Origin of the sequence: Hoeflea sp. IMCC20628 (assembly GCF_001011155.1) — a bacterium.
Lineage (GTDB): Bacteria > Pseudomonadota > Alphaproteobacteria > Rhizobiales > Rhizobiaceae > Hoeflea.
On record NZ_CP011479.1, the window covers coordinates 1,100,008 to 1,124,911 of the forward strand.

General features: G+C 60.3%; 25 protein-coding genes and 1 riboswitch. Of the genes, 19 read left to right on the forward strand and 6 right to left on the reverse strand.

Translation table 11 applies throughout. From position 1 onward, the window contains the following. Window positions 1-45 precede the first annotated feature (45 nt). From IMCC20628_RS05125 to IMCC20628_RS05140, 4 genes are all read right to left on the reverse strand, one after another. Window positions 46-1,101: a glycine betaine/L-proline ABC transporter ATP-binding protein gene (locus IMCC20628_RS05125; RefSeq protein WP_047029317.1), complete on the reverse strand. Its 1,056-nt coding sequence runs from the start codon at window positions 1,099-1,101 to the stop codon at window positions 46-48. Continuing rightward, the gene (locus IMCC20628_RS05130) at window positions 1,094-1,981 is read right to left on the reverse strand and encodes a proline/glycine betaine ABC transporter permease (RefSeq protein WP_047029318.1); all 888 of its coding nucleotides are present in this window, start codon (window positions 1,979-1,981) and stop codon (window positions 1,094-1,096) included. The genes IMCC20628_RS05125 and IMCC20628_RS05130 overlap by 8 nt, the downstream gene beginning before the upstream one ends. A gap of 201 nt (window positions 1,982-2,182) precedes the next feature. Further along, window positions 2,183-3,199 carry an ABC transporter substrate-binding protein gene (locus IMCC20628_RS05135; RefSeq protein WP_047029319.1) on the reverse strand — a complete coding sequence of 339 codons (1,017 nt, stop codon included), beginning with the start codon at window positions 3,197-3,199 and terminating at the stop codon, window positions 2,183-2,185. 644 nt (window positions 3,200-3,843) lie between these two features. Further along, complete coding sequence (locus IMCC20628_RS05140; protein WP_047029320.1) at window positions 3,844-4,026, reverse strand: hypothetical protein; 183 nt, start codon at window positions 4,024-4,026, stop codon at window positions 3,844-3,846. A gap of 180 nt (window positions 4,027-4,206) precedes the next feature. Between IMCC20628_RS05140 and IMCC20628_RS05145 the strand changes: the two genes are divergently transcribed. The 10 genes from IMCC20628_RS05145 (at window position 4,207) to IMCC20628_RS24170 (ending at window position 14,965) form a co-directional block, all read left to right on the forward strand. Next, window positions 4,207-5,673: a cobyric acid synthase gene (locus IMCC20628_RS05145; protein ID WP_047029321.1), complete on the forward strand. Its 1,467-nt coding sequence runs from the start codon at window positions 4,207-4,209 to the stop codon at window positions 5,671-5,673. A gap of 50 nt (window positions 5,674-5,723) precedes the next feature. Then, window positions 5,724-6,100: riboswitch (cobalamin riboswitch) on the forward strand. Window positions 6,101-6,148: 48 nt separating this feature from the next. Then, window positions 6,149-6,328 carry a CbtB-domain containing protein gene (locus tag IMCC20628_RS05155; protein WP_047029323.1) on the forward strand — a complete coding sequence of 60 codons (180 nt, stop codon included), beginning with the start codon at window positions 6,149-6,151 and terminating at the stop codon, window positions 6,326-6,328. A gap of 12 nt (window positions 6,329-6,340) precedes the next feature. Next, window positions 6,341-7,084 (forward strand): CbtA family protein, encoded by a 744-nt coding sequence (locus tag IMCC20628_RS05160; RefSeq protein ID WP_047029324.1) that lies wholly within the window; start codon window positions 6,341-6,343, stop codon window positions 7,082-7,084. Beyond that, entirely contained in the window at window positions 7,081-7,605 is a 525-nt protein-coding gene (gene cobU / locus IMCC20628_RS05165; protein WP_082128019.1) for a bifunctional adenosylcobinamide kinase/adenosylcobinamide-phosphate guanylyltransferase, read from the forward strand. Before IMCC20628_RS05160 ends, cobU begins: the two co-directional genes overlap by 4 nt. Before the next feature lie 4 nt (window positions 7,606-7,609). After that, entirely contained in the window at window positions 7,610-8,668 is a 1,059-nt protein-coding gene (cobW, locus tag IMCC20628_RS05170; protein ID WP_047029325.1) for a cobalamin biosynthesis protein CobW, read from the forward strand. Continuing rightward, entirely contained in the window at window positions 8,668-12,399 is a 3,732-nt protein-coding gene (cobN, locus tag IMCC20628_RS05175; RefSeq protein WP_047029326.1) for a cobaltochelatase subunit CobN, read from the forward strand. Before cobW ends, cobN begins: the two co-directional genes overlap by 1 nt. Beyond that, entirely contained in the window at window positions 12,396-12,836 is a 441-nt protein-coding gene (locus IMCC20628_RS05180) for a GNAT family N-acetyltransferase (protein WP_245307881.1), read from the forward strand. Before cobN ends, IMCC20628_RS05180 begins: the two co-directional genes overlap by 4 nt. A 70-nt stretch (window positions 12,837-12,906) precedes the next feature. Then, window positions 12,907-13,545, forward strand: a complete 639-nt coding sequence (gene cobO, locus IMCC20628_RS05185) for a cob(I)yrinic acid a,c-diamide adenosyltransferase (RefSeq protein ID WP_047029328.1) — start codon at window positions 12,907-12,909, stop codon at window positions 13,543-13,545. A 14-nt stretch (window positions 13,546-13,559) separates the two neighbouring features. Continuing rightward, entirely contained in the window at window positions 13,560-13,991 is a 432-nt protein-coding gene (locus IMCC20628_RS05190) for an EamA family transporter (RefSeq protein ID WP_047029329.1), read from the forward strand. 248 nt (window positions 13,992-14,239) lie between these two features. Further along, window positions 14,240-14,965: a hypothetical protein gene (locus IMCC20628_RS24170; RefSeq protein ID WP_156174415.1), complete on the forward strand. Its 726-nt coding sequence runs from the start codon at window positions 14,240-14,242 to the stop codon at window positions 14,963-14,965. Between the two features lie 528 nt (window positions 14,966-15,493). Here IMCC20628_RS24170 and IMCC20628_RS05200 read toward each other — a convergent pair. Further along, window positions 15,494-16,249, reverse strand: a complete 756-nt coding sequence (locus IMCC20628_RS05200) for a TSUP family transporter (RefSeq protein WP_047029330.1) — start codon at window positions 16,247-16,249, stop codon at window positions 15,494-15,496. Window positions 16,250-16,384: 135 nt separating this feature from the next. Here IMCC20628_RS05200 and IMCC20628_RS05205 point away from each other — a divergent pair, with 135 nt between their 5' ends. The 9 genes from IMCC20628_RS05205 (at window position 16,385) to cobM (ending at window position 24,211) form a co-directional block, all read left to right on the forward strand. Further along, complete coding sequence (locus IMCC20628_RS05205; RefSeq protein WP_047029331.1) at window positions 16,385-16,831, forward strand: TerB family tellurite resistance protein; 447 nt, start codon at window positions 16,385-16,387, stop codon at window positions 16,829-16,831. Between the two features lie 3 nt (window positions 16,832-16,834). Then, a complete protein-coding gene (locus IMCC20628_RS05210) occupies window positions 16,835-17,263 on the forward strand; it encodes a TerB family tellurite resistance protein (RefSeq protein WP_047029332.1) in 429 nt (142 codons plus the stop codon). A 266-nt stretch (window positions 17,264-17,529) separates the two neighbouring features. Continuing rightward, complete coding sequence (locus tag IMCC20628_RS05215) at window positions 17,530-17,769, forward strand: DUF6732 family protein (RefSeq protein WP_047029333.1); 240 nt, start codon at window positions 17,530-17,532, stop codon at window positions 17,767-17,769. Between the two features lie 39 nt (window positions 17,770-17,808). Next, complete coding sequence (locus tag IMCC20628_RS05220) at window positions 17,809-18,987, forward strand: sirohydrochlorin chelatase (RefSeq protein ID WP_047029334.1); 1,179 nt, start codon at window positions 17,809-17,811, stop codon at window positions 18,985-18,987. Between the two features lie 3 nt (window positions 18,988-18,990). Then, on the forward strand, window positions 18,991-19,632 hold the full coding sequence (locus IMCC20628_RS05225; RefSeq protein WP_047029335.1) for a precorrin-8X methylmutase: 642 nt from the start codon (window positions 18,991-18,993) through the stop codon (window positions 19,630-19,632). Next, on the forward strand, window positions 19,625-20,848 hold the full coding sequence (locus IMCC20628_RS05230) for a bifunctional cobalt-precorrin-7 (C(5))-methyltransferase/cobalt-precorrin-6B (C(15))-methyltransferase (RefSeq protein ID WP_047029336.1): 1,224 nt from the start codon (window positions 19,625-19,627) through the stop codon (window positions 20,846-20,848). The genes IMCC20628_RS05225 and IMCC20628_RS05230 overlap by 8 nt, the downstream gene beginning before the upstream one ends. Continuing rightward, a complete protein-coding gene (gene cobI / locus IMCC20628_RS05235) occupies window positions 20,845-21,573 on the forward strand; it encodes a precorrin-2 C(20)-methyltransferase (RefSeq protein ID WP_047029337.1) in 729 nt (242 codons plus the stop codon). The genes IMCC20628_RS05230 and cobI overlap by 4 nt, the downstream gene beginning before the upstream one ends. Next, entirely contained in the window at window positions 21,570-23,432 is a 1,863-nt protein-coding gene (gene cobJ / locus IMCC20628_RS05240; protein ID WP_047029338.1) for a precorrin-3B C(17)-methyltransferase, read from the forward strand. Before cobI ends, cobJ begins: the two co-directional genes overlap by 4 nt. Further along, window positions 23,429-24,211 (forward strand): precorrin-4 C(11)-methyltransferase, encoded by a 783-nt coding sequence (cobM, locus tag IMCC20628_RS05245; protein WP_047029339.1) that lies wholly within the window; start codon window positions 23,429-23,431, stop codon window positions 24,209-24,211. The genes cobJ and cobM overlap by 4 nt, the downstream gene beginning before the upstream one ends. A gap of 155 nt (window positions 24,212-24,366) precedes the next feature. Here cobM and IMCC20628_RS05250 read toward each other — a convergent pair whose 3' ends face one another. Next, window positions 24,367-24,771, reverse strand: coding sequence for a RidA family protein (locus IMCC20628_RS05250; protein WP_047029340.1), 405 nt, complete (start codon window positions 24,769-24,771; stop codon window positions 24,367-24,369). Between the last annotated feature and the right edge of the window lie 133 nt (window positions 24,772-24,904).

Consider the following 24,904-nt stretch of genomic DNA (forward strand, 5'->3'; position numbering starts at 1 on the left):
GATTGTGCCGCCCGCGGGTTCAGGAACTCTGCAATGCCGCAACAATCAGGCGGCAGCGTCTTCGTGATCAACGGGTGTCACCATGGCGGAGATCACGTCATGGATATCCAGCGCGCCTATTGGCTTGCCGGAAGCATCGGTCACGTGGGCCATTGATGTGTTCGAGTCAGTCATTTTCTTGGCGGCAACTTCAAGCACGGTCCCGGACTTCACCGGCATGCCCTGCGGCTCGCCCGATAGCGCGGACAGCACCATGTCGACCGAAATCACCCGGCCGCGATTGACCTCGCGGACAAAGCTGGAGATGTACTCATCGGCGGGATGAAGCACGATTTCCTGTTTTGTGCCCTGCTGCACGACTTCGCCGTCACGCAGAATGGCGATCCGGTCACCAAGGCGAAGCGCCTCGTCGAGGTCGTGGGTAATGAAGACGACGGTCTTGCGGATTTCCTTCTGCAAATCCAGAAGAACGCTCTGCATGTCCATGCGGATCAGCGGGTCGAGCGCGGAGAAGGCCTCATCCATCAGCAGGATTGGCGCATCATTGGTCAGCGCGCGCGCCAGTCCGACACGCTGCTGCATGCCACCGGAAAGCTGGTTGGGATAATTGTCTTCAAAACCATCCAGTCCGACACGAGTAATCCAGCGCCGCGCCTGCTTTTCTTGATCTTCACGTGGCAGGCCCTGGATTTCCAGACCGTAAACCGCATTCTCGAGCACTGTACGGTGCGGCAGAAGCGCAAATTTCTGGAACACCATGGCGGTCTTGTGACGGCGGAACTCGCGCAGTTCGTTCTCGTTCATCTTGACGACGTCATCGTCGCCGACAATCACTTCACCGGCGGTCGGATCGATCAGCCGGTTGATGTGGCGGATCAGGGTCGACTTGCCCGAACCGGACAGCCCCATGACGACCTGAATGCCGCCGCCCGGCATGTCGATGTTGATGTCCTTGAGGCCGAGCACATGGTTGTGTTTGTCATTGAGCTCGGTCTTGGTCATGCCGCCTTTGACAGCGTCGATATAGGCTTCCGGATTGGGTCCGAAGATCTTGTACAGATTGCGGACACTGATTCCGATTTCTTGGGATTGTTCAGCCATGGACCACCTCTAGATGCTTCTGCAACCGCTTGCCATAGGCCTGGCTGGTGCGGTCAAAGATGATGGCGATGCCGACAATGGCGAGGCCGTTGAAAATACCCAGCGTGAAGTACTGGTTCGAAATTGCCTTGAGCACCGGCAGACCGAGACCCTGGACGCCAATCATCGAGGCGACCACGACCATGGCAAGCGCCATCATGATGGTCTGGTTGACACCAGCCATGATGGTGGGCAGCGCCAGAGGCATCTGAACATTCTTGAGCCGTTGCCAATTGGATGATCCAAAGGCGTCAGCCGCCTCAAGCACATCCTTGTCGACCAGACGGATACCGAGGTTGGTCAGCCGGATGATCGGCGGAATGGCGTAAACCATCACCGCAATCAGGCCGGGAACGCGGCCAATGCCGAGCAGCATGACAACAGGAATCAGATAGACGAAGCTCGGCATGGTCTGCATCACGTCAAGGATCGGATTGAGCACGGCCTGGATTCGGTTGGAACGGCCCATCAGAATGCCGATCGGTATGCCGACAATGATAGCAAGGATCGTCGCCACCACGGTCATGGCGATGGTCTTCATGGTGTCTTCCCACATGTCGAAGTAACCGATCAACAGCAAGGTGATGATAACACCAACTGTGATCTTGGCACTGCGGCTTGCAAGCCAGGCGATCACTGCGAAAGCGAGAATGACGAGGGGCCATGGCGAACTGGTGAGCAGTTGCTCGACGCGATACATGAACCACTGCACCGGGTAGAGGGCCGCTTCAAACATGTCGCCGTTGGCGCGGGTAAAATTGCGAAAACCGAGATCGATCGTCTTCTTCAAGGCGGTTAGCCTGTCGGTGTCCATGGCGGGGAATTCTATGAGCCAATCCATATTCACGCTCCAAAATACGGGAAAATAGTGTGAGCTGATCATCAGGCGACCAGCATTTCATCGCTGCCATCAGCCAGACGAATGCGCTTTATGGCGCTTGCCTCTGTCCCGGCTCCAGTTCATCGCGGCTGTGATTACCCCGACCGCGCTTGCTGGATAAAAATGTGGCGGACCTGAGCCCGCCACACTTGAAGCGATGTATTACATCACTGATTTCTTGACCTTTTCAGCCGCTTCGGGCGACACCCACTTTGTCCAGATATCCTCATTTTCCTTGAGGAAGTGACGGGCGCCGGCTTCACCGGTTGCCTGGTTGTCCGCCATCCATGCGAGCAAAGTGTTCACTGTGGAGTTGGGCCAGCTGCGGCTTGCCAGGTAGTCGTAGGCAGGACCGGCACGCTTTTTGAAGTCGTCGGTGACAACCGTATAGACTTCGGACTTGGACCAGGCGTTCTTTACAGGATCCGGGCAATCGGTGATCGATGTGCAACGATCCCACTCTTCTTTGTTGTGCTCAACGCCATGGTCGAGCTTGACCATTTCGTACTTGCCAAGGATCGCTGTCGGAGCCCAGTAATAGCCCAGCCATGGCTTTTCGCTTTCGTAAGCCTTGGCGATCGAACCGTCGAGGCCGGCTGCGGAACCGGTTTCGACTGTGACCCAGCCTTTTTCTTCAGCGCCGTAAGCCTTGAACAGGTTGGTGGTGATGATGCGGCAACCCCAGCCTTCAGGGCAGTTGTAGACGCCGCCCTTGCCTTCGTTTTCCATGCCGGGGGCAGGGAACAGTTCCGGCTGTGCCAGCGCATCGTCAATGGTCTTGATCTCAGGGTGTTCATCCGCGAAATATTTCGGGATCCACCAGCCTTCGACGCCGCCATCGCTGAGCGATTCAGACGCGTAGTGCAGTTTGCCTTCGGCAACGGCTGCATCCAGCAGGGTGCGGAGCGAGTTGATCCATGCTTCAGGAGCGACATCGGGCTCCTGCTTTTCAATCATGGAAGTGAGCGTCGGCGTGGTGTCGCCGGCAACCAGTTCAGCCTGGCAGCCATAGCCTTCGGACAGGATGACCTGGTCGATGTTGGCGAGAACTTCAGCCGAAGCCCAGTTCATGTTGGCGATTGTGACGCGGCCGCATTCGCTGTGTGATGCTGCAGATGCGGCACCGGCAAAGCCCATGAGGCCAGCAGCGAGGACAGTAGAAGCGAGAAGCTTTTTCATATTAAGACCTCCCAGTCTTATTAACGCAGTGTTTGTTCCATTTTTCGGCAATCCGGTCACTGCTTCATACCGGAACCGATGGAATTGAAGGCGAGCCGCCTCTTGGTCATTGAAAACCATTTGCTACGCCGGTTACGACATATAGACGACATCAATTGGCGCAAACCCGTCTTGCGGAATTGTATTGCAAGCCGAACGCCAATTGAAATGCCATTTGCTAGGGTAAGGACTTAGCGCCAGAAATCAACAGCGGCCCGGAGAATTCCTACGCCGGCAGTATCTTGATCTTCGATGATCAATCTGAAATGCGCGTGAACCAATTAAATTGCGAGATTCATGATTGCTTAGGGTTTCACTAACTCTCCGGTAAGGATGTGCGGGTTACACCATTCCCACGGCGGGGGACAACCGCCGACCATTCCGGATCAGGTATTGCGTACCGGGATGTCGTGAGCCTCGCGTGTATTTGTGGGGACGCCAGGCGTATCATTTGGCAGGCCGTTCGAACCGCAAGGTTCGGGCGGCCTTCGCATTTGTGCAATCAGGGCATTTTTTCGCACAGTTCAGAACAAAAAAAACCGGACGCTTTGTGCGCCCGGTCTGGTCATGTCCGTATTGTTTTCGCCGGATGGCTGCTGGCAGTCTCAGCCGGCCGAAAAAGTGCGCACGAGGCTGTTGAGAATGCCGGTGCGGGGCTTCTGGTTGGCCTTCTGCACTGGAAGCACATTGTTCCACGCAATCTGAACGCTGTTGGCGGAGTTGAATACATAAAGCATGGCGATGTCCTTCCTTTTCGTGTTGATCTCGATCTGAATGGCGTTGGCCATCGGTTTGGTGATCTATGCTCATTGCGGGGGCGCAGATGCATTAATCCCGCCAAGCTGTGTCGCAATTCAGATGACGTGAAAAGAAAAATCCGCAGTTGTGAAAACAGGGTTAGCGAATGGTTAACGCGGTGGCTTGAACACCCCTTTTGATCTTCATCCGGCGATGCTATCGACTGGGTCATGACAAAGGCATTGATGTTTCAGGGAACAGGTTCGGATGTCGGCAAGACCGTGCTGGTTGCGGGTTTTTGCCGGCTGGCGGCAAACCATGGCCTAAAGGTTCGACCGTTCAAGCCGCAAAACATGTCCAACAACGCCGCGGTCGCCGATGACGGCGGCGAAATCGGCCGGGCGCAATGGCTGCAGGCGCTGGCTTGCCGGGTGCCTGCGAGCGTGCACATGAACCCGGTGCTGCTCAAACCGCAGTCGGAAACCGGATCCCAGGTGGTGGTTCAAGGGAAAGTTGTTGGCCATGCGCGTGGCCGCGACTACCAGAAACTCAAGCCTCAGCTGATGGCGGCGGTGCTGGACAGCTTTGCCCGCGTCGCAGACGGCGCCGATCTGGTGCTGGTCGAGGGCGCGGGCTCGCCAGCGGAAATCAATCTCCGGCCCGGCGACATCGCCAATATGGGCTTTGCGACAGCGGCGGGTGTGCCGGTGGTGCTGGTCGGCGACATCGACCGTGGCGGCGTTATCGCCTCGGTGGTCGGCACCCACACGATCCTGACAGACGAAGACCGGGCGATGATTGCCGGCTATCTGATCAACAAGTTCCGCGGCGATGTCAGCCTGTTTGATGACGGCATCTCGGCGATTGACCGCTTTACCGGCTGGCCCTGTCTCGGAGTGATTCCATGGCTCAAATCCGCAGCACGTCTGCCGGCGGAAGATTCCGTGGCGCTGGAACGGCTGACGCGGGGTGAGGCGCGGGCGCTGAAGATCGCGGTCCCGGTGTTGTCGCGGATCGCCAATTTTGATGATTTCGATCCGCTCAGGGCCGAGCCGGAGGTGGAACTGGTGTTCGTGCGTCCGGGAGAACAGCTTCCCGATGACGCCGGTCTGGTGATCCTGCCCGGATCGAAATCCACCATCGCCGATCTTGCCGATCTCCGTCGTCAGGGCTGGGACAAGGATCTGCAGGCGCATCACCGGCGTGGCGGGCGGATCATCGGGATATGCGGCGGTTACCAGATGCTGGGGCGCAGTGTGTGCGACCCGCAGGCGGTGGAGGGCGGCGAGACCATGGCCGAGGGTCTGGGATTTCTCGATATCGAGACCGAGATGGCACCGGAGAAAACGGTGCGCAACATTCACGCACACTCGGCGGTACACGATGTCGCCTTGTCGGGCTACGAGATCCATCTCGGTGTCAGCCAAGGACCGGACTGTGCGCGGCCGATGACCATTCTTGACGGCCGTCCCGAGGGTGCAATGTCTTTCGATGGCAAGGTGTCGGGAACCTATCTGCATGGCCTGTTCGATTCGGATGCCTATCGCGCAAAGCTGCTTGCAGAATTTGGAATCCGCGGCGGGGAGACCAATTACCGGGCTGATGTCGATGCGGCACTTGATGAAATTGCTGCTGAACTTGACCGTCTCGTCGGATTTGAGCGCATCATGAGCGCTTCCGCACTGATTGGTCGCTGATAGGGCGCGCGATGGCGCAGTCTCGATTGACAGTCAGCAGCGTCACCCCTATCAATTGAGGTTCGAATGGTTCCAGAAACCCAAGTTGGTTTTCCGGATCAAAAGGGAATGCGACGAGATGGACCCAATCAGGGCATCTTTATCGCAGCCGACCCCGCGACTGTAGAGCGGTTAGGCAAATGTCACCGGCGCCGGGAGGCCAGAGTGACGGAAATGCAATGGTGTTTTTCCGTCAACTTGAAGCTCCGGACCGGACAAGCCACTGACGTGGCGGCATGATCAATCGGCGCGGACGCCTCTTTGTCTACGAATCGTCCCGTTTTCATGACCGCCATCACCGTTGGGAAGGCCGGCATTTGCTGATGATCGACGGCAACGTCGACGCGACCCGCGAGCCAGGAGACCTGCCATTCGCACCGGTTGAGAGCCGGACCTTCGGAAGAGTTCTCTTCCGAAGTCATTCACGGAGGTTGTCATGACTGCTAAGACTCAAACGCTTTCCCTGACCGATCGTATCGGCGCACGCACTGTTGCCGGCCTGATGGCATTGGTCATAGGTTCCATTCTGGTGTTCGGCGTTGGCCTTGCCAATTCCCAGACGCTGCACGATGCAGCGCACGACACCCGGCATTCCTACGGCTTTCCCTGCCACTAAGGGATTGATGTCATGATTGTCCGATTGCTCCTGGCGGCTCTGGCTGCCGGGCTCATTGCCGGTATGGCGATGACGCCCGCCCAGTATCTCAAAACCATTCCGCTGATCATGCAGGCTGAAGCCTACGAGAATGGCGAAGTTCCCCATAGTCACGGGGAGACTGAAAATGCCGTCGCAGCGCCTGCTGCGGAGGCTTATGGCCATAGCCATGGCGCCGAATCCCACACCGACGACTCCATGCTCGGCTTCGGCCGGTTTTGGGACACGGTTCTGGCCAATCTGGTGGCCGGCGCCGGCTTTGCCCTGATGCTTGCGGCTGCGGCATTGCTCACGGGGATCGGATTCCCGGAGGGCCGCGAGGGCGTGACGCGTGGCTTGCTGCTCGGGGCTGCGGCGTGGTTCTGCGTCCAGCTTGCCCCGTCGATGAGCCTGCCACCTGCGGTTCCCGGCTTTCCCTATGCCGATCTTGGCGATCGGCAGGGCTGGTGGATGATTACTGTTGCTGCCTCCGCGGTTGGTCTGTGGTGCATCGCGATGCGGCCGGAATGGCTGGTCAAGGTTGTGGGTGTAGTCCTCATCGTTGCGCCGCATGTCTGGGGTTCACCTGTGCCGGAAGACCTTTCAAGCGAAGTGCCTGCCTATCTTGCCTCGGCCTATGCGGCGGCGTCACTGGCGACAACGCTGTTCTTCTGGCTGCTGCTTGGCGGTCTGCTGGGGTCGTTCCTGTCGCGGGTTCCAGAGGAACAAACGGCGTGAGCGATCGCCTGCCACCGGTGACACTGGTGCTGGGCGGTGCCAGATCGGGCAAATCGGCTTTCGCCGAAGGGTTGGTCGAACGCGCGTCGCCCAGCCGGCTTTATCTGGCGACGGGCCAGGCGTGGGACGACGAAATGCGCGAGCGGATTGCTTCACACCGGCACCGGCGGGGCGAGGGTTGGGAGACCATCGAAGCCCCGGTTGAGCTGGCGCAAGCCCTTGAAACCCATGCACGCACCGACCGTCCGATGCTGGTCGATTGCCTGACGCTGTGGGTGACCAATCTGATGCTGGGCGAACACGACGTCGGCACAGCCTTTGACGGGCTTGCATCAACCATTCCGGCGCTCAAGGGCCCGGTGGTCCTTGTCTCCAATGAAGTCGGCTTGGGCATTGTGCCCGACAACGCCATGGCGCGGGCATTCCGTGACCATGCCGGCCGTCTCCACCAGTTAATTGCGGGCCTGGCCGACGAAGTCCATTTCGTCGCCGCCGGCCTGCCACTCAAAATGAAGGGTTGATCCCATGGTTGCTTCCAAGATTCCTGCCACTGTCATCACCGGTTTTCTCGGTGCCGGCAAGACCACGCTGATCCGCCACATGCTGGCAAACGCCAAGGGCAAGCGCATTGCGCTGATCATCAACGAGTTCGGCGATCTCGGTGTGGATGGCGATGTGCTCAAGGGCTGCGGCGACGAGGTCTGCAGCGCCGACGACATTGTCGAGCTGACCAATGGCTGCATCTGCTGCACCGTGGCCGATGATTTCATCCCGACCATGGAAAAGCTGCTGGCGCGCAAGGATCGGCCCGATCATATCGTTATCGAGACATCCGGCCTGGCGCTGCCGCAGCCGCTGGTCGCCGCCTTCAACTGGCCCGGCATCAAGACGCAAGTTACCGTCGATGGCGTGGTCACCGTGGTCGACAGCGCCGCTGTGGCCGCCGGCCGCTTTGCCCATGATCATGACAAGCTCGACGCGCAACGTCTGGCAGACGAGGGGCTCGATCATGAAAGTCCTTTGGAGGAACTGTTCGAGGACCAGCTCACTGCTGCCGATCTGATCATCCTCAACAAGGCCGATCTGATCAGCGCCGCAGAACTCGAAGGCGTTCGCGCCGGGATCGCCGCTCATCTGACGCGCAAGCCGATCTTTGTCGAGGCGCGGCAGGGCGAAGTGGCGCCGGAAGTGCTGCTGGGTCTGGGGATCGGCACTGAAGACGACATTGCCAACCGCAAATCGCATCACGACATCCACCATGCCGATGGTCACGAGCATGACCATGATCACGACGAGTTTGAAAGCTTTGTTGTCTCGCTCGGGCCTGTCAATGATGCGGCAGCGTTTAACGAAGGTCTCAAGTCCCTGATCACCACTCACGACATTCTGCGGCTCAAGGGCTTTGCCGACATCACCGGCAAGCCGATGCGGATGGTGGTGCAGGCCGTCGGCAGCCGCATCGACACCCATTTCGACCGGCCATGGGGGGGCGGCGAAACGCGCGAAACCCGGCTGGTGGTGATCGGCCTGCACGACCTTGACGAGACAGCCATCCGCGCAGGCCTCGCCGGATTGACCGGATAATGCATCTGCTGGTCGCACAGAAGGGAAGCCTGAGCGATGGCGACGAGGCCGTCGATCTTGGACAGAGCCCGGGCGACATTCTGTTTCTGAGTGCCGCCGACACCGAACTGGCCAGCATCGCAGCGGCGCGGCAGACGACAGGCAATCTGACCTGGCGGCTGGCGAGCCTGAGCGATCTCAAGCATCCGATGTCGGTCGACACCTTTGTGGCGAAGATGGCGCCGAAGGCGAAGCTGGTGATCGTCCGCGCACTCGGTGGGGCCAGTTACTTTGCCTATGCGCTGGAAAGCCTGCACGCAGCTTCCTTCGCCAATGGCTTCAAGATCGCAGCGCTGCCCGGCGACGACCGGCCTGATCCGGGGCTGGAACCGCTGTCGACGCTGGATCCGGCGGCGCGCGACCAGCTCTGGGCCTATCTGATCGAGGGCGGGGCCGAAAATGCCCGTGGATTGATCGAGTTTGCCGAGGCGCTGCTTGAAGGTGGCGAGCAGCCCGCACCGGCAGCCCCGCTGCTCAAGGCCGGGCTGTGGCATGCAACCGTCAGCAATCCTGCACTTGCCGACCTGAGCAAGGACTGGATCCCGGGCGCGCCAGTGGCGGCGATCTGTTTTTACCGGGCGCTGGTGCAAAGCGGCCAGACTGCGCCGGTCTCAGCACTTTATGAGGGATTGAAAGCCCAGGGCGTCAACGCGCTGCCGGTGTTCGTTTCCAGTCTCAAGGACCCGGTGTCGGTCGGCACCGTGGAAGCGATTTTCGCCGATGCGCCACCCGATGTGGTGATCAACGCCACCGGCTTTGCTGTGTCGTCACCGGGCGGGCAGACCAAGGGCACGGTGCTGGAATCGACCGGCGCGCCGGTGTTGCAGGCAGTCTTCGCCGGCGGTGGCCGCGAGGCCTGGGCCGCATCGCAGCAGGGACTGACCTCACGCGACCTGGCGATGCATGTGGCGCTGCCGGAAGTTGATGGCCGGGTTTTGAGCCGCGCGGTGTCGTTCAAGTCGGCAGCGCGGTTTGACGAGATGGTTGAGGCCAATATCGTTACCCACGCGCCGGTACCGGATCGGGTGCAGTTCGTGGCTGAGCTGGTATCGCGCTGGGCGCGGCTGCGACGGACGCCGGCGCCGGAGCGCCGGGTGGCGATGGTGCTTGCCAATTATCCCAACCGGGATGGCCGCATCGCCAATGGCGTCGGGCTTGATACACCGGCAGGAACGGTCGAGGTGCTGCGCGCCATGGCCAAGGCCGGGTACCAGACCGGCGAGCTTCCGGCTGACGGCGACGCGCTGGTCACGGCGCTGAAGGCCGGGCCGACCAATGCCATTCGCGACGATCGCAGTGGCGGAGTGCAGTTGTCGCTTGATGCCTACAGGACGTTTTTCGAAGCACTCGATCCAACTATCCAAGCCGCGGTGACCGAGCGCTGGGGCGTGCCGGAAGCCGATCCGTTCTACCGCAACGGCGCATTCCATCTGGCGCTGCTGACATTTGGCAATGTCGCCGTCGGCATTCAGCCGGCGCGTGGCTACAACATCGATCCCAAGGCCAGCTATCACGCGCCGGATCTGGTTCCGCCGCATGGCTATTTCGCGTTTTATGCCTGGCTGCGTCAGCAGTTCGATGTGCATGCGGTGGTGCATATGGGCAAGCACGGCAATCTCGAGTGGCTTCCAGGCAAGGCTTTGGCCTTGTCGCGGGCCTGCTATCCCGAGGCGGTGCTCGGGGCCATGCCTCATGTCTATCCGTTCATCGTCAATGATCCGGGCGAGGGGACGCAGGCCAAGCGGCGAACCTCTGCCGTCATTATCGACCATCTGACGCCACCGCTGACCCGGGCCGAGAGCTACGGGCCGCTGAGGGATCTCGAAGCGCTGGTCGATGAATTCTATGAGGCGTCGGGTCATGATCCAAGACGGCTGAAATTGCTCAAGGCCCAGATCCTCGATCTGGTGCGCGATATAGGACTGGACGCCGATGCCGGGATTGTTGCGGGCGACGATGATGATCTGGCGCTGGAAAAGCTCGACGCCTGGCTCTGTGATCTCAAGGAAATGCAGATCCGCGACGGGCTGCACATCTTCGGGCTTTCGCCCGAGGGCGGGCTGCTGATCGATCTCACCGTGGCGCTGGCGCGGATCAAGCGCGGCGAGGCGCCCGGCGAAGACAGTCTGCAGCGGGCGATTGCGCGGGATATGGGGTTGTCGGGTTTCGACCCACTCGACTGCCCAATGGGCGAACCGTGGATCGGCCGAAAACCCGCAATCCTGCAAGCCGTCTCCGAAGATCTCTGGCGCACCAATGGCGATACTGTCGAGCGGATCGAATTGCTGGCGATCGAGCTGGTGTCGGAACGTCTGGCCTTGCCGGATGATTGGCCTGCCACCCGTGCTGTGATGGACAATATTCAAACCCTGATCAAGCCCTCGGTGGAGGCCTGCGGCGAGGCCGAGATCAACGGCTTGCTGACAGCGCTCGATGGCCGCTTCGTCACGCCGGGGCCTTCAGGTGCGCCGACACGCGGGCGGCCGGATGTGTTGCCGACGGGGCGGAATTTCTATTCGGTCGACAGCCGTGCGGTGCCAACGCCGGCGGCCTGGGAGCTGGGGCAGAAATCGGCAGAGCTGCTGGTCACCCGCCACGTGCAGGATCACGGTGAATGGCCGACCTCGATGGCGTTGACTGCCTGGGGCACGTCCAACATGCGCACCGGCGGCGATGATATCGCCCAGGCGCTGGCGCTGATCGGGGCCAAGCCGGTGTGGGATCCGGCCTCGCGGCGGGTCACCGGCTACGAAATCATTCCTCTGGCGATGATGAACCGGCCGCGGGTCGACGTGACCTTGCGGATCTCCGGCTTCTTCCGCGATGCCTTTCCCGACCAGATCGCGCTGTTTGACCGCGCTACACGCGCCGTTGCGGCATTGGACGAAGACGAAGCCGACAATCCGCTGGCATCGCGGGCGCGAAGCGAAACCGTCGGGTTGATCGCCGAAGGCGCTTCGCCCGAGGCTGCGGCACGGCAGTCCTCGTTCCGGGTGTTCGGCTCCAAGCCGGGGGCCTATGGCGCCGGGCTGCAGGCGCTGATGGATGAGGGTGGCTGGACCGATCGCGGCGAGCTGGCCGAGGCCTTTGTCGTCTGGGGCGGTTATGCCTATGGCGCAGGCGAAGAAGGTCAGGCAGCGCACGAGCTGTTCGAGCAGCGGCTGTCGACGGTCGAAGCGGTGGTGCAGAATCAGGACAATCGTGAGCATGATCTGCTGGATTCCGATGATTATTACCAGTTCGAAGGTGGCATGACGGCAGCGGTGGAAGCGGCGCGCGGAACGCGGCCGGCGATCTACCACAATGATCATTCGCGACCCGAGCGTCCGGTGATCCGCTCGCTGGAAGAAGAAATTGCCCGGGTGGTGCGTGGCCGTGCGGTCAATCCGAAATGGATCGCCGGCGTCAAGCGCCACGGCTACAAGGGCGCCTTCGAGATGGCGGCAACGGTGGATTATCTGTTTGCCTTTGCCGCGACCACGGGGGCTGTGCGCGACGCGCATTTCGACGCGGTCTACCAGGCCTATCTGATGGATGAGGACACGCTCGATTTCCTGCGCGCCAAGAACCCCGATGCACTTAGGGAAATGGCAGAAAAATTCGAGGAAGCAATTGAACGCGGGCTGTGGACGCCGAAGAGCAATTCGGCCAAGTTTGCACTCGCTGATCTTGCCCGCGGACACAAGGAATGAGCATGACTGTCGACATAAGCGTGATCCAGGACACAAGCGGTGAGTTCGCCGACACGATCGAGGCCATCATTGACGGGACGGCAGCAAAGCTGGGGCTGCCTTTTGTGCACGAACAGTTGCAGCTCAAGGCCAGTGACGCCAACGGAGAACTGGTTGGCGGCCTGACGGCGCATACGGTTCAGGGCTGGCTGTTCATCAAGTTGCTCGGCATTGCCGAGGGCCAGCGCGGCAGCGGCACCGGCCGCGCGCTGCTGGCCCGGGCGGAAGATTTTGCCCGACAAAAGGGCCTGGTCGGCGTCTATCTCGACACCTTCGAATTCCAGGCGCCGCGGTTTTACAAAAGTCTGGGCTATAGTGAATGCGGCCGCCTGCCGGCCAGCGGCGGCCATGCGCAGCGGATCTGGTTTGCCAAGACCTTTGACGCGCCACAGGATTGACGGCTCGACAGAGCCATCGACAGGGCAGGTTTTGCCGAACAGTATTGATGATGAACAGGATGGACAAGCGATGAGCGAACGTGGAAAAATCACCGACGGAATGAGCGAAGAACAGCTCAACGAGCGCCATGCCGAAAAGATGAAGAAGAAGAAGGTAGCGCGGGACAAGATCATCGCCACCAAGACCATCGAAAAGGGCCTGGTGATCATTCACACCGGCAAGGGCAAGGGCAAGTCGACGGCCGCCTTCGGCATGATTTTCCGCGCCATCGGCAACGGCATGAAGGTCGGCATCGTCCAGTTCGTCAAGGGCAAATGGTCGACCGGCGAGCGCAAGGTGCTGGAAGCCTTTCCCGACCAGGTGACCATGGCGACCATGGGCGAGGGCTTTACTTGGGAGACCCAGGACCGTGGCCGCGACATCGCCGCTGCGCGTGAAGCCTGGGACAAGGCGCGCGAGATGATCCTGGATCCCGAGATCGACATGGTGCTGTGCGACGAGCTCAACATCGTGCTGCGCTATGATTATCTCGACGTCAACGAAGTGATCGAAACGCTGAAGGCCAAGCCCGAGATGAAGCACGTCATCATCACCGGCCGCAACGCCAAGGAAGAGCTGATCGAATTTGCCGATCTGGTCACCGAGATGGAAGTGATCAAGCATCCGTTCCGCTCCGGTGTGAAGGCGCAGGTCGGCGTCGAGTTCTGACAAAGGGGGTGGCCATGAGCCTTTCGGCAAGCTGGCAATTCTGGGCGCTGATTGCGGCGGTGTTTGCGGCACTGACCGCGATCTTCGCCAAGATCGGCATCAGCGATATCGACAGCGATCTCGCCACCTTCATCCGCACCTGCGTCATCATGCTGGTGCTTGGCGCCATTCTCACGGCAATGGGCAAATGGCGCAATCCGCAAACCATCCCGCTCAGGACCTGGGTGTTTTTGGGCCTGTCAGGGCTCGCCACCGGCGCCTCGTGGCTGGCCTATTTCCGGGCGCTGAAACTGGGTGACGCGGCGCGCGTGGCGCCGCTCGACAAATTGTCGATCGTGCTGGTGGCAATCTTCGGCGTGATGTTCCTGGGCGAACATCTCTCGGCTATCAACTGGCTTGGCGTGGTGCTGATCGGCACGGGCGCGATTTTGCTGGCAGTGTTTTAGGGGTAGGGCTGGTGGGGGACGGGGGCATTTCGACGAATAGCTGAAACGGGCGGGGAGCGGACTTTCGCTGCGTTGAATATACACCGTCAATGTTTGTCGGCTCCGTTTGGGCCGAACGTAGCGAAGCAAGGGCGGTTGTTGGCTTGATCAGCGCTCAGCTCAGTTGCATAATCATTCGGACAAATCGAAACCGGGAATGGATTTTGAATCATTCTAGCATTGGGCCAAATTTGTTACGAAACCTTGTCATGACCAGATTTTGTACGCTTGCTGCAATTTTTATTGCCGCTGCGGCTATTGCCGGTTGCACCGTTTCGGATCGAATGGCGTCCGGCAGCCTGCACAACCCTCCATCACCACCGGCGCAGCAGATGAATGGAGACAATGTTGCGAAGAAGTCAGCAGCTCAGATTTTTATGTTCCGAGGCGGCTTCAACGGCATCTTCTCTACTGGTATCACTGATATGGCGGAGGAGTTGCGTCGCAGGGGCATTCCGGCGCAGGACTTGAGTTGGGCAGCCAGTAATTCCAGCCTTTCCAAGATCAAGCAAGCGTATGTGCGCAATCCAAACGCCGGACCGATCATTCTGGCCGGCCATTCGCTGGGCGCGGGGTCTGTGATCTCTATGGCATACGAATTAACACGTGCTGGCATCACCGTCGACCTGGTGATCGTGTTCGATCCGCTTGGAGCAACGAGCGTGCCGAAGGGCGTGCGCAAGCTGGTCAACTTCAAAGCATCAGGTAACAAGGTTAATCAAGGCGGTTTCCGCCCTGGCAAGGGATTTGACGGTCGCATCGTCAATGTCGACATCCGCAACCTTCCAGAGCTGAGCAAGGCCAGCCATTGGAACATAGTGAACCAACAAGCTTTGCAGGACCAAGTATTCCGCGAAATTGAAGAGACCTACTGGAATTGGGGTTCACAGGATGCACCCGGGAGGAATGCCGTTCCCCAACCGCAAAACCCGTGATCCTAGAACACGCGTGGCGTGATAACACCAAGCTTGACCATCAATGTCTGCGATAACGTGGCACTCAATTCGATAGTCGCCAAATAGTCGAGACAATTTGGCTTGAGGCTCGCCTAAAGTGAAATTATTTGCTGCAGATCGGAAACGCTGGCGATCAACTCGATGGCTTGAGCATCGGTGAGGACCGGCGTGTTTTAGTCTATCCAATTTGAGGCATCTTCCTGCCGCAACTCAATCCGACATTCCCCTTTTCTGATTGGTGGTTTCTTTTGGGTCCGGCTCTGCATTGATGTCGATTTTTCAGTCGTCAAAAGTTAATTGTGCTCCGCTGCCGACATCGATCCATCAGGATGCTGCGTGATTTACGAATGGCAACAATGCGGAAGTTGCGGTGCAGCATTTGACAAGGTGACGGAGGTCCGCAATGGGCCGGAAGCGACACTCCGCGACAAAGGCCGAAGGTCTCAAACGGCTCGACACCGTCACAGGCCCCTCCCACATCGCCGGGCTCCACCGCTGAGCCCAACCCTATTTGTCCAGCAGCAGCTTTGCCGCCAGCGCCATGCAGGTGATAACCAAGAGTGGCTTGATGATCTTGGCGCCGTTCTTCATCGCCATGCGTGATCCGACCTGCGCGCCGGCGAACTGGGCCGCACCCATCATCAAACCGATCTTCCAGGAGATGACGCCAAAAAGGGCGAAAACGCCGAAGGCGCCGAGATTGGAGGCGAAGTTGAGCAGTTTGGTGTGGGCTGTCGCCTTGAGCAGGCCGTAGCCGGCGAGTGCCACAAAGGCCAGCATGAAGAAGGATCCGGCGCCGGGGCCGAAGACGCCGTCATAAAACCCGAGCACCGGAACTATCAGCAGTCCGAACAGGAAGGGTGAAAGCCGGCGCGCACGATCGATGTCGTCCATATTCGGCTTGAACGCGAAATAGAGCGCAATGGCGACCAGCAAAAACGGCAGGAAAGCGCGGAATAATTCGCCGGGAATGACGGTGGCGAGGATCGCTCCGAAGGCCGAGCCTATTGCGGAGAGCGCTGCTGACGGCAATTGCGCCTTGAGATCGACATGGCCTTTGCGGGCATAGGCAACGGTGGCCGAACCTGATCCGAACAGGCCCTGCAGCTTGTTGGTGCCGAGTGCTTCAACCGGCGAGAAGCCTGCCAGCAACAGCACAGGAACTGTGATCAAGCCACCTCCGCCGGCAATCGAATCGACAAAGCCTGCCATGAATGCCGCCACCAGCAACAGCAGGGTGAGGGTAAGCGTCAGATCTTCCATGGGTGTATCCGTTGGGCGGGAGATGACGGGATAGGTGTGTTGCGGGAGCTATTGCATGTGCTGCTGCTCTGGACAATCGGCTCATACCCATTAGTTTTTATGGTGCGGGAATCATCTCGTCGGGAAAGGGATGTCATGCCGGGGAGCCTTTTTGCTTCGATTGCGCAGATGTTTGAGCGCAAGCCGGAATGGACAGGGGCGCTTGGTCAACTCGCCAGCAATCCGGTGGCGCTGGCCGAGGTGCTGGTGCTGTTCCGCATGGTTCTGGCCGACGGCATCGTGCAGCCGTCACAACTCACCGCCTTTGAACGAATTTGCGAGCGGCAGTTCGGCATCAGTCCACGCGATATGCCGGAACTGCATGCGCTGCTGGAATCACCGCGGGTCCGCTTGATCAGCGCAGAGACCTTCACGCTGCTCGGCCAGCTTGACACGGAGGCGCGAACTGCTCTTCTAGATCACATGATGCGGATAGCACAGGCCGATTCCAATGTCGGAGCGGGCGAGGACCGTTTGCTTCGCAGGACAGCAAGTCTTCTCGGGCTGGAGTCGGGGGCGAGACTTGGCACAGAAAAGGAATAGAGCATGAGTGATGCGGCGAATGGTGGTGGTGGTGGTGGTTTTGGCGACAGGGTTCGGGCTTTTCTCGACCAGAATTCGTCGATCAGCAAGGTGGCCAATGATCCGGTCTTGAGCGCGGAATTGTTACTGCTGGTCAGAATGTCGTTTGCCGACAAGTCAGTGGAGCCAGCCGAAGCCGACGCGTTCGCCGCGATCTGCACCCGTCTGCTCGGGCTCAATGGCGACGAGCTGACCGACATTTTGAAGTATCTGCATGATTTCGGTTATGAGACCACCGATGCTCAGGCAGCCGACATATTGGCCGGGCTTGACGAGACGCGCAAACGCGAGATCCTCGACCATCTTGCTACCATCGCCAAGGCTGATGGCGAGGTTGACGCGCGCGAGCGGCGGTTGCTCGAGGCCACAGCGCGCCGGCTGGGCTTTGCCTGAGACAAAAATCCGGGGAAACTCAGCTTCTGGCGCAGATCGGCGCTGAGTTGGCGCAATCGGTGTTTGACCTGTATTGGCCGAAAGCCTAAGACTTGCCCATGTGCGACGGCGCCTGATCACAGGCTGAGAGATATTCCGGTGCGGCCGACTTATTCCAAGGGTCAATTCCGGAGCTGTCCAGTTCGGCAAAATAAGATGCGTCCAAGCGGTCGCGTCCTGTTGTCCGGCGTATCGTGCTGAATTTGTCACGTTGACCGGAGGCCCCGATGCGCACCCTAGTTGTTTCTCTTCTCATCCCGTTTTCACTCGTGCAGAGCGCTTATGCCCATGGCGGGCATATGGGCGATCTGGCCGGACATTCGCATTGGGTCGGCTGGGCCGCAGCGGCTGCTGCAGGCGCCGTGGCTGCCTGGGCGATCAAGCGCGGCACCAAGGCCAAGGACAGCGACGAGGCGGAAGCCGATGAAACCGGCGCTGAAGACCGCCCCGAAACTGCGGAGGCCTGAGTTTTGCAAAAGACCGAGAGGCCAGAGACAATAGGCATCATGGTTTGCGGCCATGGCAGCCGCAATCAGAACGCCGCCAAGGAATTTGCCACCGTGGCTGAAGGGCTCAGAGCCCGCTATCCGGACACGCCGGTGGAATATGGCTATCTGGAATTCTGCAATCCGGTGATCTCCGAAGGGCTCGACCGGTTGCACGCCAAGGGCGTCACCCGGGTACTGGCGGTGCCGGGGATGCTGTTTGCTGCCGGCCACGCCAAGAACGACATCCCCTCGGTGCTCAACACCTATCAGGCGCAAAATCCGGGCATGGTGATCAGCTATGGCCGCGAGCTCGGCATCGATCTGAAGATGATCCGCGCCGCCGGCGAACGCATTCAGGCGGCACTCGACAGCGCCAACAAGGAGCACGGCGAGGTCGGGTTGCATGACACGCTCTTGATGGTGGTCGGTCGCGGATCGTCCGATCCCGACGCCAATTCCAATGCGTCGAAGGTGATGCGGATGCTGTGGGAAGGCTTTGGCTTCGGCTGGGCCGAGACCAGCTATTCCGGCGTCACCTTTCCGCTGGTCGGTCCGGGGCTCAGCCATGCGGCCAAGCTCGGCTACAAGCGTATCATCGTGTTTCCCTATTTCCTTTTCACCGGCGTGCTGGTCAAGCGGATCTATGCGCAGACCGACGAAGTGGCGGCCAACCATCCCGAGATCCAGTTCATCAAGGCGTCTTACCTCAGCGATCATCCGCTGGTGCTCGACACTTTTCAGGACCGGGTGCAGGAAATCGTTGACGGTCAGGCATTGATGAACTGCCAGATGTGCAAATACCGCGAACAGGTGCTGGGCTTCGAGGCCGAGGTCGGCCTGCCACAGGAAAGCCATCACCACCATGTCGAAGGCATCGGCGGCGGGCTTGAGGATTGTCCCTGCAAGGGCGATTGCGACGCGTCGTGCCGCGAGGAGGAATTCTGCAAGGAACACGGCCTTCCGTGGACGCCGGTGCACAGCCATGCCAGCCCGGCGCCGCTCGAACCCGTGGCCGATCACGGGCATGCCCACGACCATCCGCATGATCACACTCACGACCACGCGCATGACCATGGGCATTCGCACGATCACAGCCATGGCCATGATCACGCGCCGGGCCATGATCATCACCACCATCCCTATCCGCATGCCGACCATCCCCATGGTCCACGCTCGATGGACAAGAAGAAGGTCTGAGACATGACCGCCTTCACGCCCATTCTTGACCCGGCGGAAATCTACCGGCGCTCATTCGCAATCATCCAGGCGGAAGCCGATCTTGCGCGGTTTGACGCCGACACCCGCTCGATCGTGGTGCGGATGATCCATGCCTGCGGCATGGTCGATCTGGCCGATGATATTGTCGCCTCGCCGGGATTTGGCAAAACCGCACGGGCGGCGCTTCAGGCCGGTGCGCCGGTGCTGTGCGATGCCGAGATGGTGCGTCACGGGGTGATTGCGCGGCTGATGCCTGCGAACAACGAGGTGGTTTGCCTGCTCAATGACCCGCAGGTCCGCGGCATTGCAGCGCGCGATGCGACCACCCGCTCGGCGGCACAGGTCGATCTCTGGGCAGACCGAATGGGCGGCGCGGTGATTGCCATCGGCAATGCGCCGACGGCCCTGTTCCGGCTGCTGGAACTGATTGATGCCGGCGCGCCGAAACCGGCAGCCATCATCGGCGTGCCGGTGGGCTTTGTCGGCGCGGCCGAAAGCAAGGCGGCGCTTGCAGCCGATCCGCGCGGTGTCGAATTCTTGACTGTCTCCGGCCGGCGCGGTGGCAGCGCGCTTGCCAGTGCGGCGGTCAATGCGCTGGCCGGGGGGCTTGAAGGGCATGGCTGAGACACCCTGGCTGACCATTATCGGCATTGGCGACAACGGGCTCGACAGCCTGACGCCGTCGGCGCGTACCCTGTTTGACGCGGCAGAGACAATCATCGCGCCCGAGCGGGTGCTGGCGCGGATTGACTGCGGCAGCCGCGAAACAATTCCCTGGACCTTTGGCATCAAGGAGACAATCGCCCTGGTGATGGCGCGGCGCGGCACGCCGGTGACCATTCTGGCCACAGGTGACCCGATGTTTTATGGTGTTGGCGCCACGCTGATGCGTTCACTCAGCGCAGCCGAGATGCGGGTGATCCCGTCGCCGTCAGCGTTTTCCCTCGCGGCGTCGCGGCTTGGCTGGGCGTTGCAGGATGTGGCGATGATCTCGCTGCATGGCCGCTCGGTGCATGGCCTGGCCTCGCATGTGCAGCCGGGCAACCGGATCATTGCGCTGACCTCGGCCGGCCGCACGGTGATCGAGGCAGCGCAGATCCTCGGTGCCCGCGGCTATGGCCGTTCCGAGATGCATGTGCTCGAACATATCGGCGGACCCGACGAGCGGGTGCGGGTAATGCGGGCCGACCGGATAGCTGCCGACAAGCCGCATTTTGCCGATTTCAACACGCTGGCGATTGCCTGTGAAGCGCAGTCCGGAACGGCGCTGCTGCCATGCATCCCCGGGCTTGCCGATGACGCGTTCGAGCATGACGGGCAACTGACCAAGCGCGAGGTGAGGGCAGTGACCCTGTCACGCCTCGGGCCGGTGCCGGGCGGGTTGCTATGGGATGTCGGCGCCGGCTGTGGCTCGATCGGCATCGAGTGGATACGTGCGGCGCGCGGCGCAAGAGCGATTGCCATTGAATCCAGTGAAGCCCGCCGGAAGATGATCGCGCACAATGCCATCACGCTGGGTTCGCCGGGGCTGGAAATTGTTGCCGGCGCGGCACCCGATGCCCTCGCTGATCTCGAAATGCCCGACGCGGTTTTCATCGGTGGCGGCATTTCCATTGACGGCGTTTTCGAGTCGGCCTGGGACGCGCTCAAGCCGTTCGGCCGGCTGGTTGCCAATGCGGTAACCGTCGAGGGCGAGGCGCGGCTGTTCGCCCTGCAAGCCGTGCATGGCGGTGAACTGATCCGGCTGCAGGTCAACCGCGCCGAACCGGTCGGCCGCTATCTCGGCTGGAAACCGCTGATGCCGGTGACCCTTTGGTCCGTGACCAAGGAGCAGGCATGACCGGCAAATTGTACGGGCTCGGACTCGGTCCGGGTGATCCGGATCTGATTACATTGAAGGCGCACAAGATCCTGCAAAAGGTTCCGGTGATCGCCTGGCCGGCGCCAGATACGGGTCCGAGTTTTGCGCGCGCCATCGCTGCGCAGCACTTGCCCGGCGGGCAGACCGAGATCCCGATCGTGATGCCGATGCGCACCGAGCGGTTTCCGGCGCGCGAAGTTTACGACAAGGCATCGGTCGAAATCTCAGTGCATCTTGATGCTGGACGTGACGTGGCGGTGCTGTGCGAGGGTGACCCGTTTTTCTATGGCTCGTTCATGTATCTCTACGAGCGGCTGGCCTCGGATTACGACACCGAAGTGGTTCCGGGCGTGTCCTCGATGATGGCGGCGGCGAGTGCTGCGGGGCGGCCGCTGGCGGCGCGCAATGATGTGCTCACGGTCTTGCCGGGTCCACTTTGCGATGAAGAGCTCACAAATAGAATCAACGCATCAGATGCATTGGCGATCATTAAGATAGGCAGGCATTTCAAGCGCTTGCGGGCTCTGATTGCCAAATTGAATCTGCTAACTCATGCAATTTATGTGGAACGCGTGTCACTCGACGCTGAACGGCTGATGCCGCTTGCCGAGGTCCCCGAGGACACGGCTCCGTATTTTTCGATGATCCTGATTTACAAGGGCGGCGAGGACTGGATCCACGCCTTGCCCGGGAGCAAAACATGACCACATCTCCCGCCATCATCATTCTCTCCGAAGCGGCTTTGCCGATTGCCAGGCGTATTGCCAGGGCGACCGGCGGCGAGGTGCACGGACTGGCCCGACGTATCACTGAAACCGTTGATGTAACCTTTACAGATGTGGGGTCACATCTCGCCATTCAGTTTTTGGACGGCCGCCCGATGATCGCGGTTATGGCAGCCGGTGCGGTGATCCGGCTGCTGGCGCCACACCTGTCCGACAAGATGAGTGAGCCGCCGGTGATCGCCGTGGCCGAAGATGGATCAGCTGTCGTTCCGCTTCTGGGCGGCCATCACGGAGCCAATGATCTGGCGCGGGAGATCGCCGATCTGGTTGAGGGCTTCGCTGCCATCACCACAGCCGGTGATGTGAAATTTGGCATTGCGCTGGATCAGCCGCCGGAAGGCTGGGTGCTGGCCAACCCGGAAAACGCCAAGCAGGTGATGGCGGATCTGGTGGCCGGAAAATCGGCGCGACTTGAGGGCGAGGCGGGCTGGCTGGCCGGGAGCGGATTGCCGCTGTCAGCGGATGGCGAGGTTGTTCTGCTTGCCTCTGACAAGGCCGTCACGTCGCCCGTAAATGGTCTGCTGTATCATCCAAAAAACCTCGTGCTCGGCATCGGCTGTGAACGTGGTGCTGGTGGTGACGAAGCGTTGGCGCTGGCTTTGGAAAGTCTCGAGCAGACCGGTCTGTCACCCGCTTCAGTCGGGCTCGTGACATCAATTGATGTGAAGGCAGATGAGGCAGCGGTACATCATGTGGCCAGCCACTTTGGTTGCCCGGCGCGGTTCTTCGATGCCGCTACGCTGGAGGTCGAAACGCCGCGTTTGAAACATCCCTCCGATATCGTCTTTGCCGAAGTCGGATGCCATGGGGTTTCCGAGGGCGCTGCACTGGTTGCTGTTGGGCCATCGGGCGAACTGATCGCGGAGAAACGCAAGAGCCGCCGCGCCACCTGCGCCATCGGTCGTGCGCCTGAGCCTTTCACACGTGCAAATCTGCCGGGCAGGGCTCGAGGCAAGCTGATGGTGGTTGGCATCGGCCCCGGATCGGATGGCTGGCGTTCGCCGGAAGTCTCGCAGATGGTGGCGACATCGACCGATCTGGTCGGTTACTCGCTCTATCTCGATCTGCTCGGGCCACTGACCAAGGGCAAGGCGCGGCATGATTTCGATCTCGGCAAGGAAGAGGCGCGGGTTCGCCATGCGATGGAACTGGCCGGCGAAGGCAAATCGGTGGCGCTGGTCTGTTCGGGTGACGCCGGGATTTACGCGATGGCGACGCTGGTGTTTGAACTGCTCGACAAGTCGGACGGGCCGGAGGGCCTGACGGCAGAAGCCCGCCGCATCGAGATCGCTGTCTCGCCAGGCATCTCGGCGTTGCAGGCAGCCGCCGCGCGTGCTGGTGCGCCGCTAGGCCATGATTTCTGCACCATCTCGCTGTCGGATCTGCTGACGCCTTGGGACGACATCAAGCGCCGGGTGACGGCCGCGGGCGAGGGCGATTTCGTTATCGCGTTCTATAATCCGGTGTCGAAGAAGCGCCGCACTCAACTGGCCTGGGCCCGTGACAAGTTGTTGGAGCATCGCCCGGCGTCCACGCCGGTGATCCTCGCCACCAATCTGGGGCGCGAGGGAGAGCTGATCCGTATCGTGCCGCTAGGCGCGCTCAATGTCGATGATGTCGACATGCTCACCGTGGTGGTGGTCGGCTCGTCCAATTCCACGACGGTGGCCACCGGCGATGGTAAGAACTGGGTCTATACGCCGCGCGGTTACGCTCGGAAAGAAGGCACCGTGATGACCCATGTTGGGACACAGACTGTTTCAGGAGACGCGGCATGACCGTTTATTTCATCGGCGCCGGTCCCGGCGCACCCGACCTCATCACCGTGCGTGGCCTCAAGCTGATCGAACGCTGCCCGGTGTGTCTTTATGCCGGTTCGCTGGTGCCCGAAGAGATCGTCCACGCGGCGCCTGAAGATGCGCTGGTCAAGGACACCGCGCCGATGCATCTCGACGAGATCATTGCCGACATGAAGACCGCCCATGAGGCCGGACAGGACGTGGCGCGGGTACATTCGGGCGATCCGGCGATCTATGGCGCGGTGGCCGAGCAGATGCGGCGTCTGGATGCGCTGGGGATCGACTACGAAGTGGTGCCGGGCGTGCCGGCATTCGCCGGTGTGGCGGCCAAGCTTGCCACCGAGCTGACACTGCCGGAAATCGCCCAGACGGTGATCATCACCCGCACCGGCATGAAGGCGTCGTCGATGCCGGAATTCGAACAGCTGGAAATTCTTGGCCAGTCACGCGCGACGCTCGCCATCCACCTGTCGATCCGCAATCTCGATTACGTCCGCCGTTCGCTGGAGCCGTTTTACGGCGCCGATTGCCCGGTGGTGATTGCCTATCGCGCCACCTGGCCCGACGAGCTCTATATCCGCACCACCCTGGAAGGTATGAAGGAAGAGGTGCGCAAGCACAAGATCACCCGCACCGCGCTGATCATGGTCGGCAAGGTCTTCGGCGACGTCAGCTTCCGTGACAGTGATCTGTACAATTCCGAGTACTCGCACGTGCTTCGGAATGTCGGCAAAAAGAAGAAGGCGAAGGTGGCGTAGCGCTTGTCTGTCGTCGGAACCTCAACCGCGTTTCGTGCCACAAGGACAATCTTGTATTGCTGGTTCCTCAGTTGCCGCCATCCCGGCCATGAGCCGGGACCCATCGACCCGGCGCCCGCTGGGTCAAGAGTCTTTGTTCTGGTGTTGAGTTAGGATCAGCTCAGAACTGCGGTGGCTTCGATTTCGATTAGGAAATCCGGCATTGCAAGGCACTGCACGCCGATCAATGTATTGGCTGCGGGTATAACATCACCGTAAAATGCACCTATGGCAGGGCCGATGATTTCGAGCTGGTCAGGCGAATAATTGACCACATAAGTCCTGAGTCTGACAACATTGGCTGCGGACGCACCTTCCGCGGCCAGCACCTCTTTGAGATTTGCAAAGGCCTGCGCCGCTTGCGCGCCCAAGTCACCCGGGCCCACCAGATTGTTATCCTTGTCCCACGCGACTTGCCCGGCGAGATGAAGCATTCTGCGTCCTTCAGATGCAACTGCATGCGAAAACCCAAACTGCGTTGCATTGTACATTGTGGTCGGATTAACAGCTTCTCGTTTCATGTTGGGTTTCCTACTGTTTGGGAATGATACAAGGGCCAAAATGGGCACCAGATCCACGCTTATTTTTGCAGACAAGCAGACTCACTACAAGGCATCAAAATACGCGCAAAGTGCTGTAAAGGAAGTGAGATAA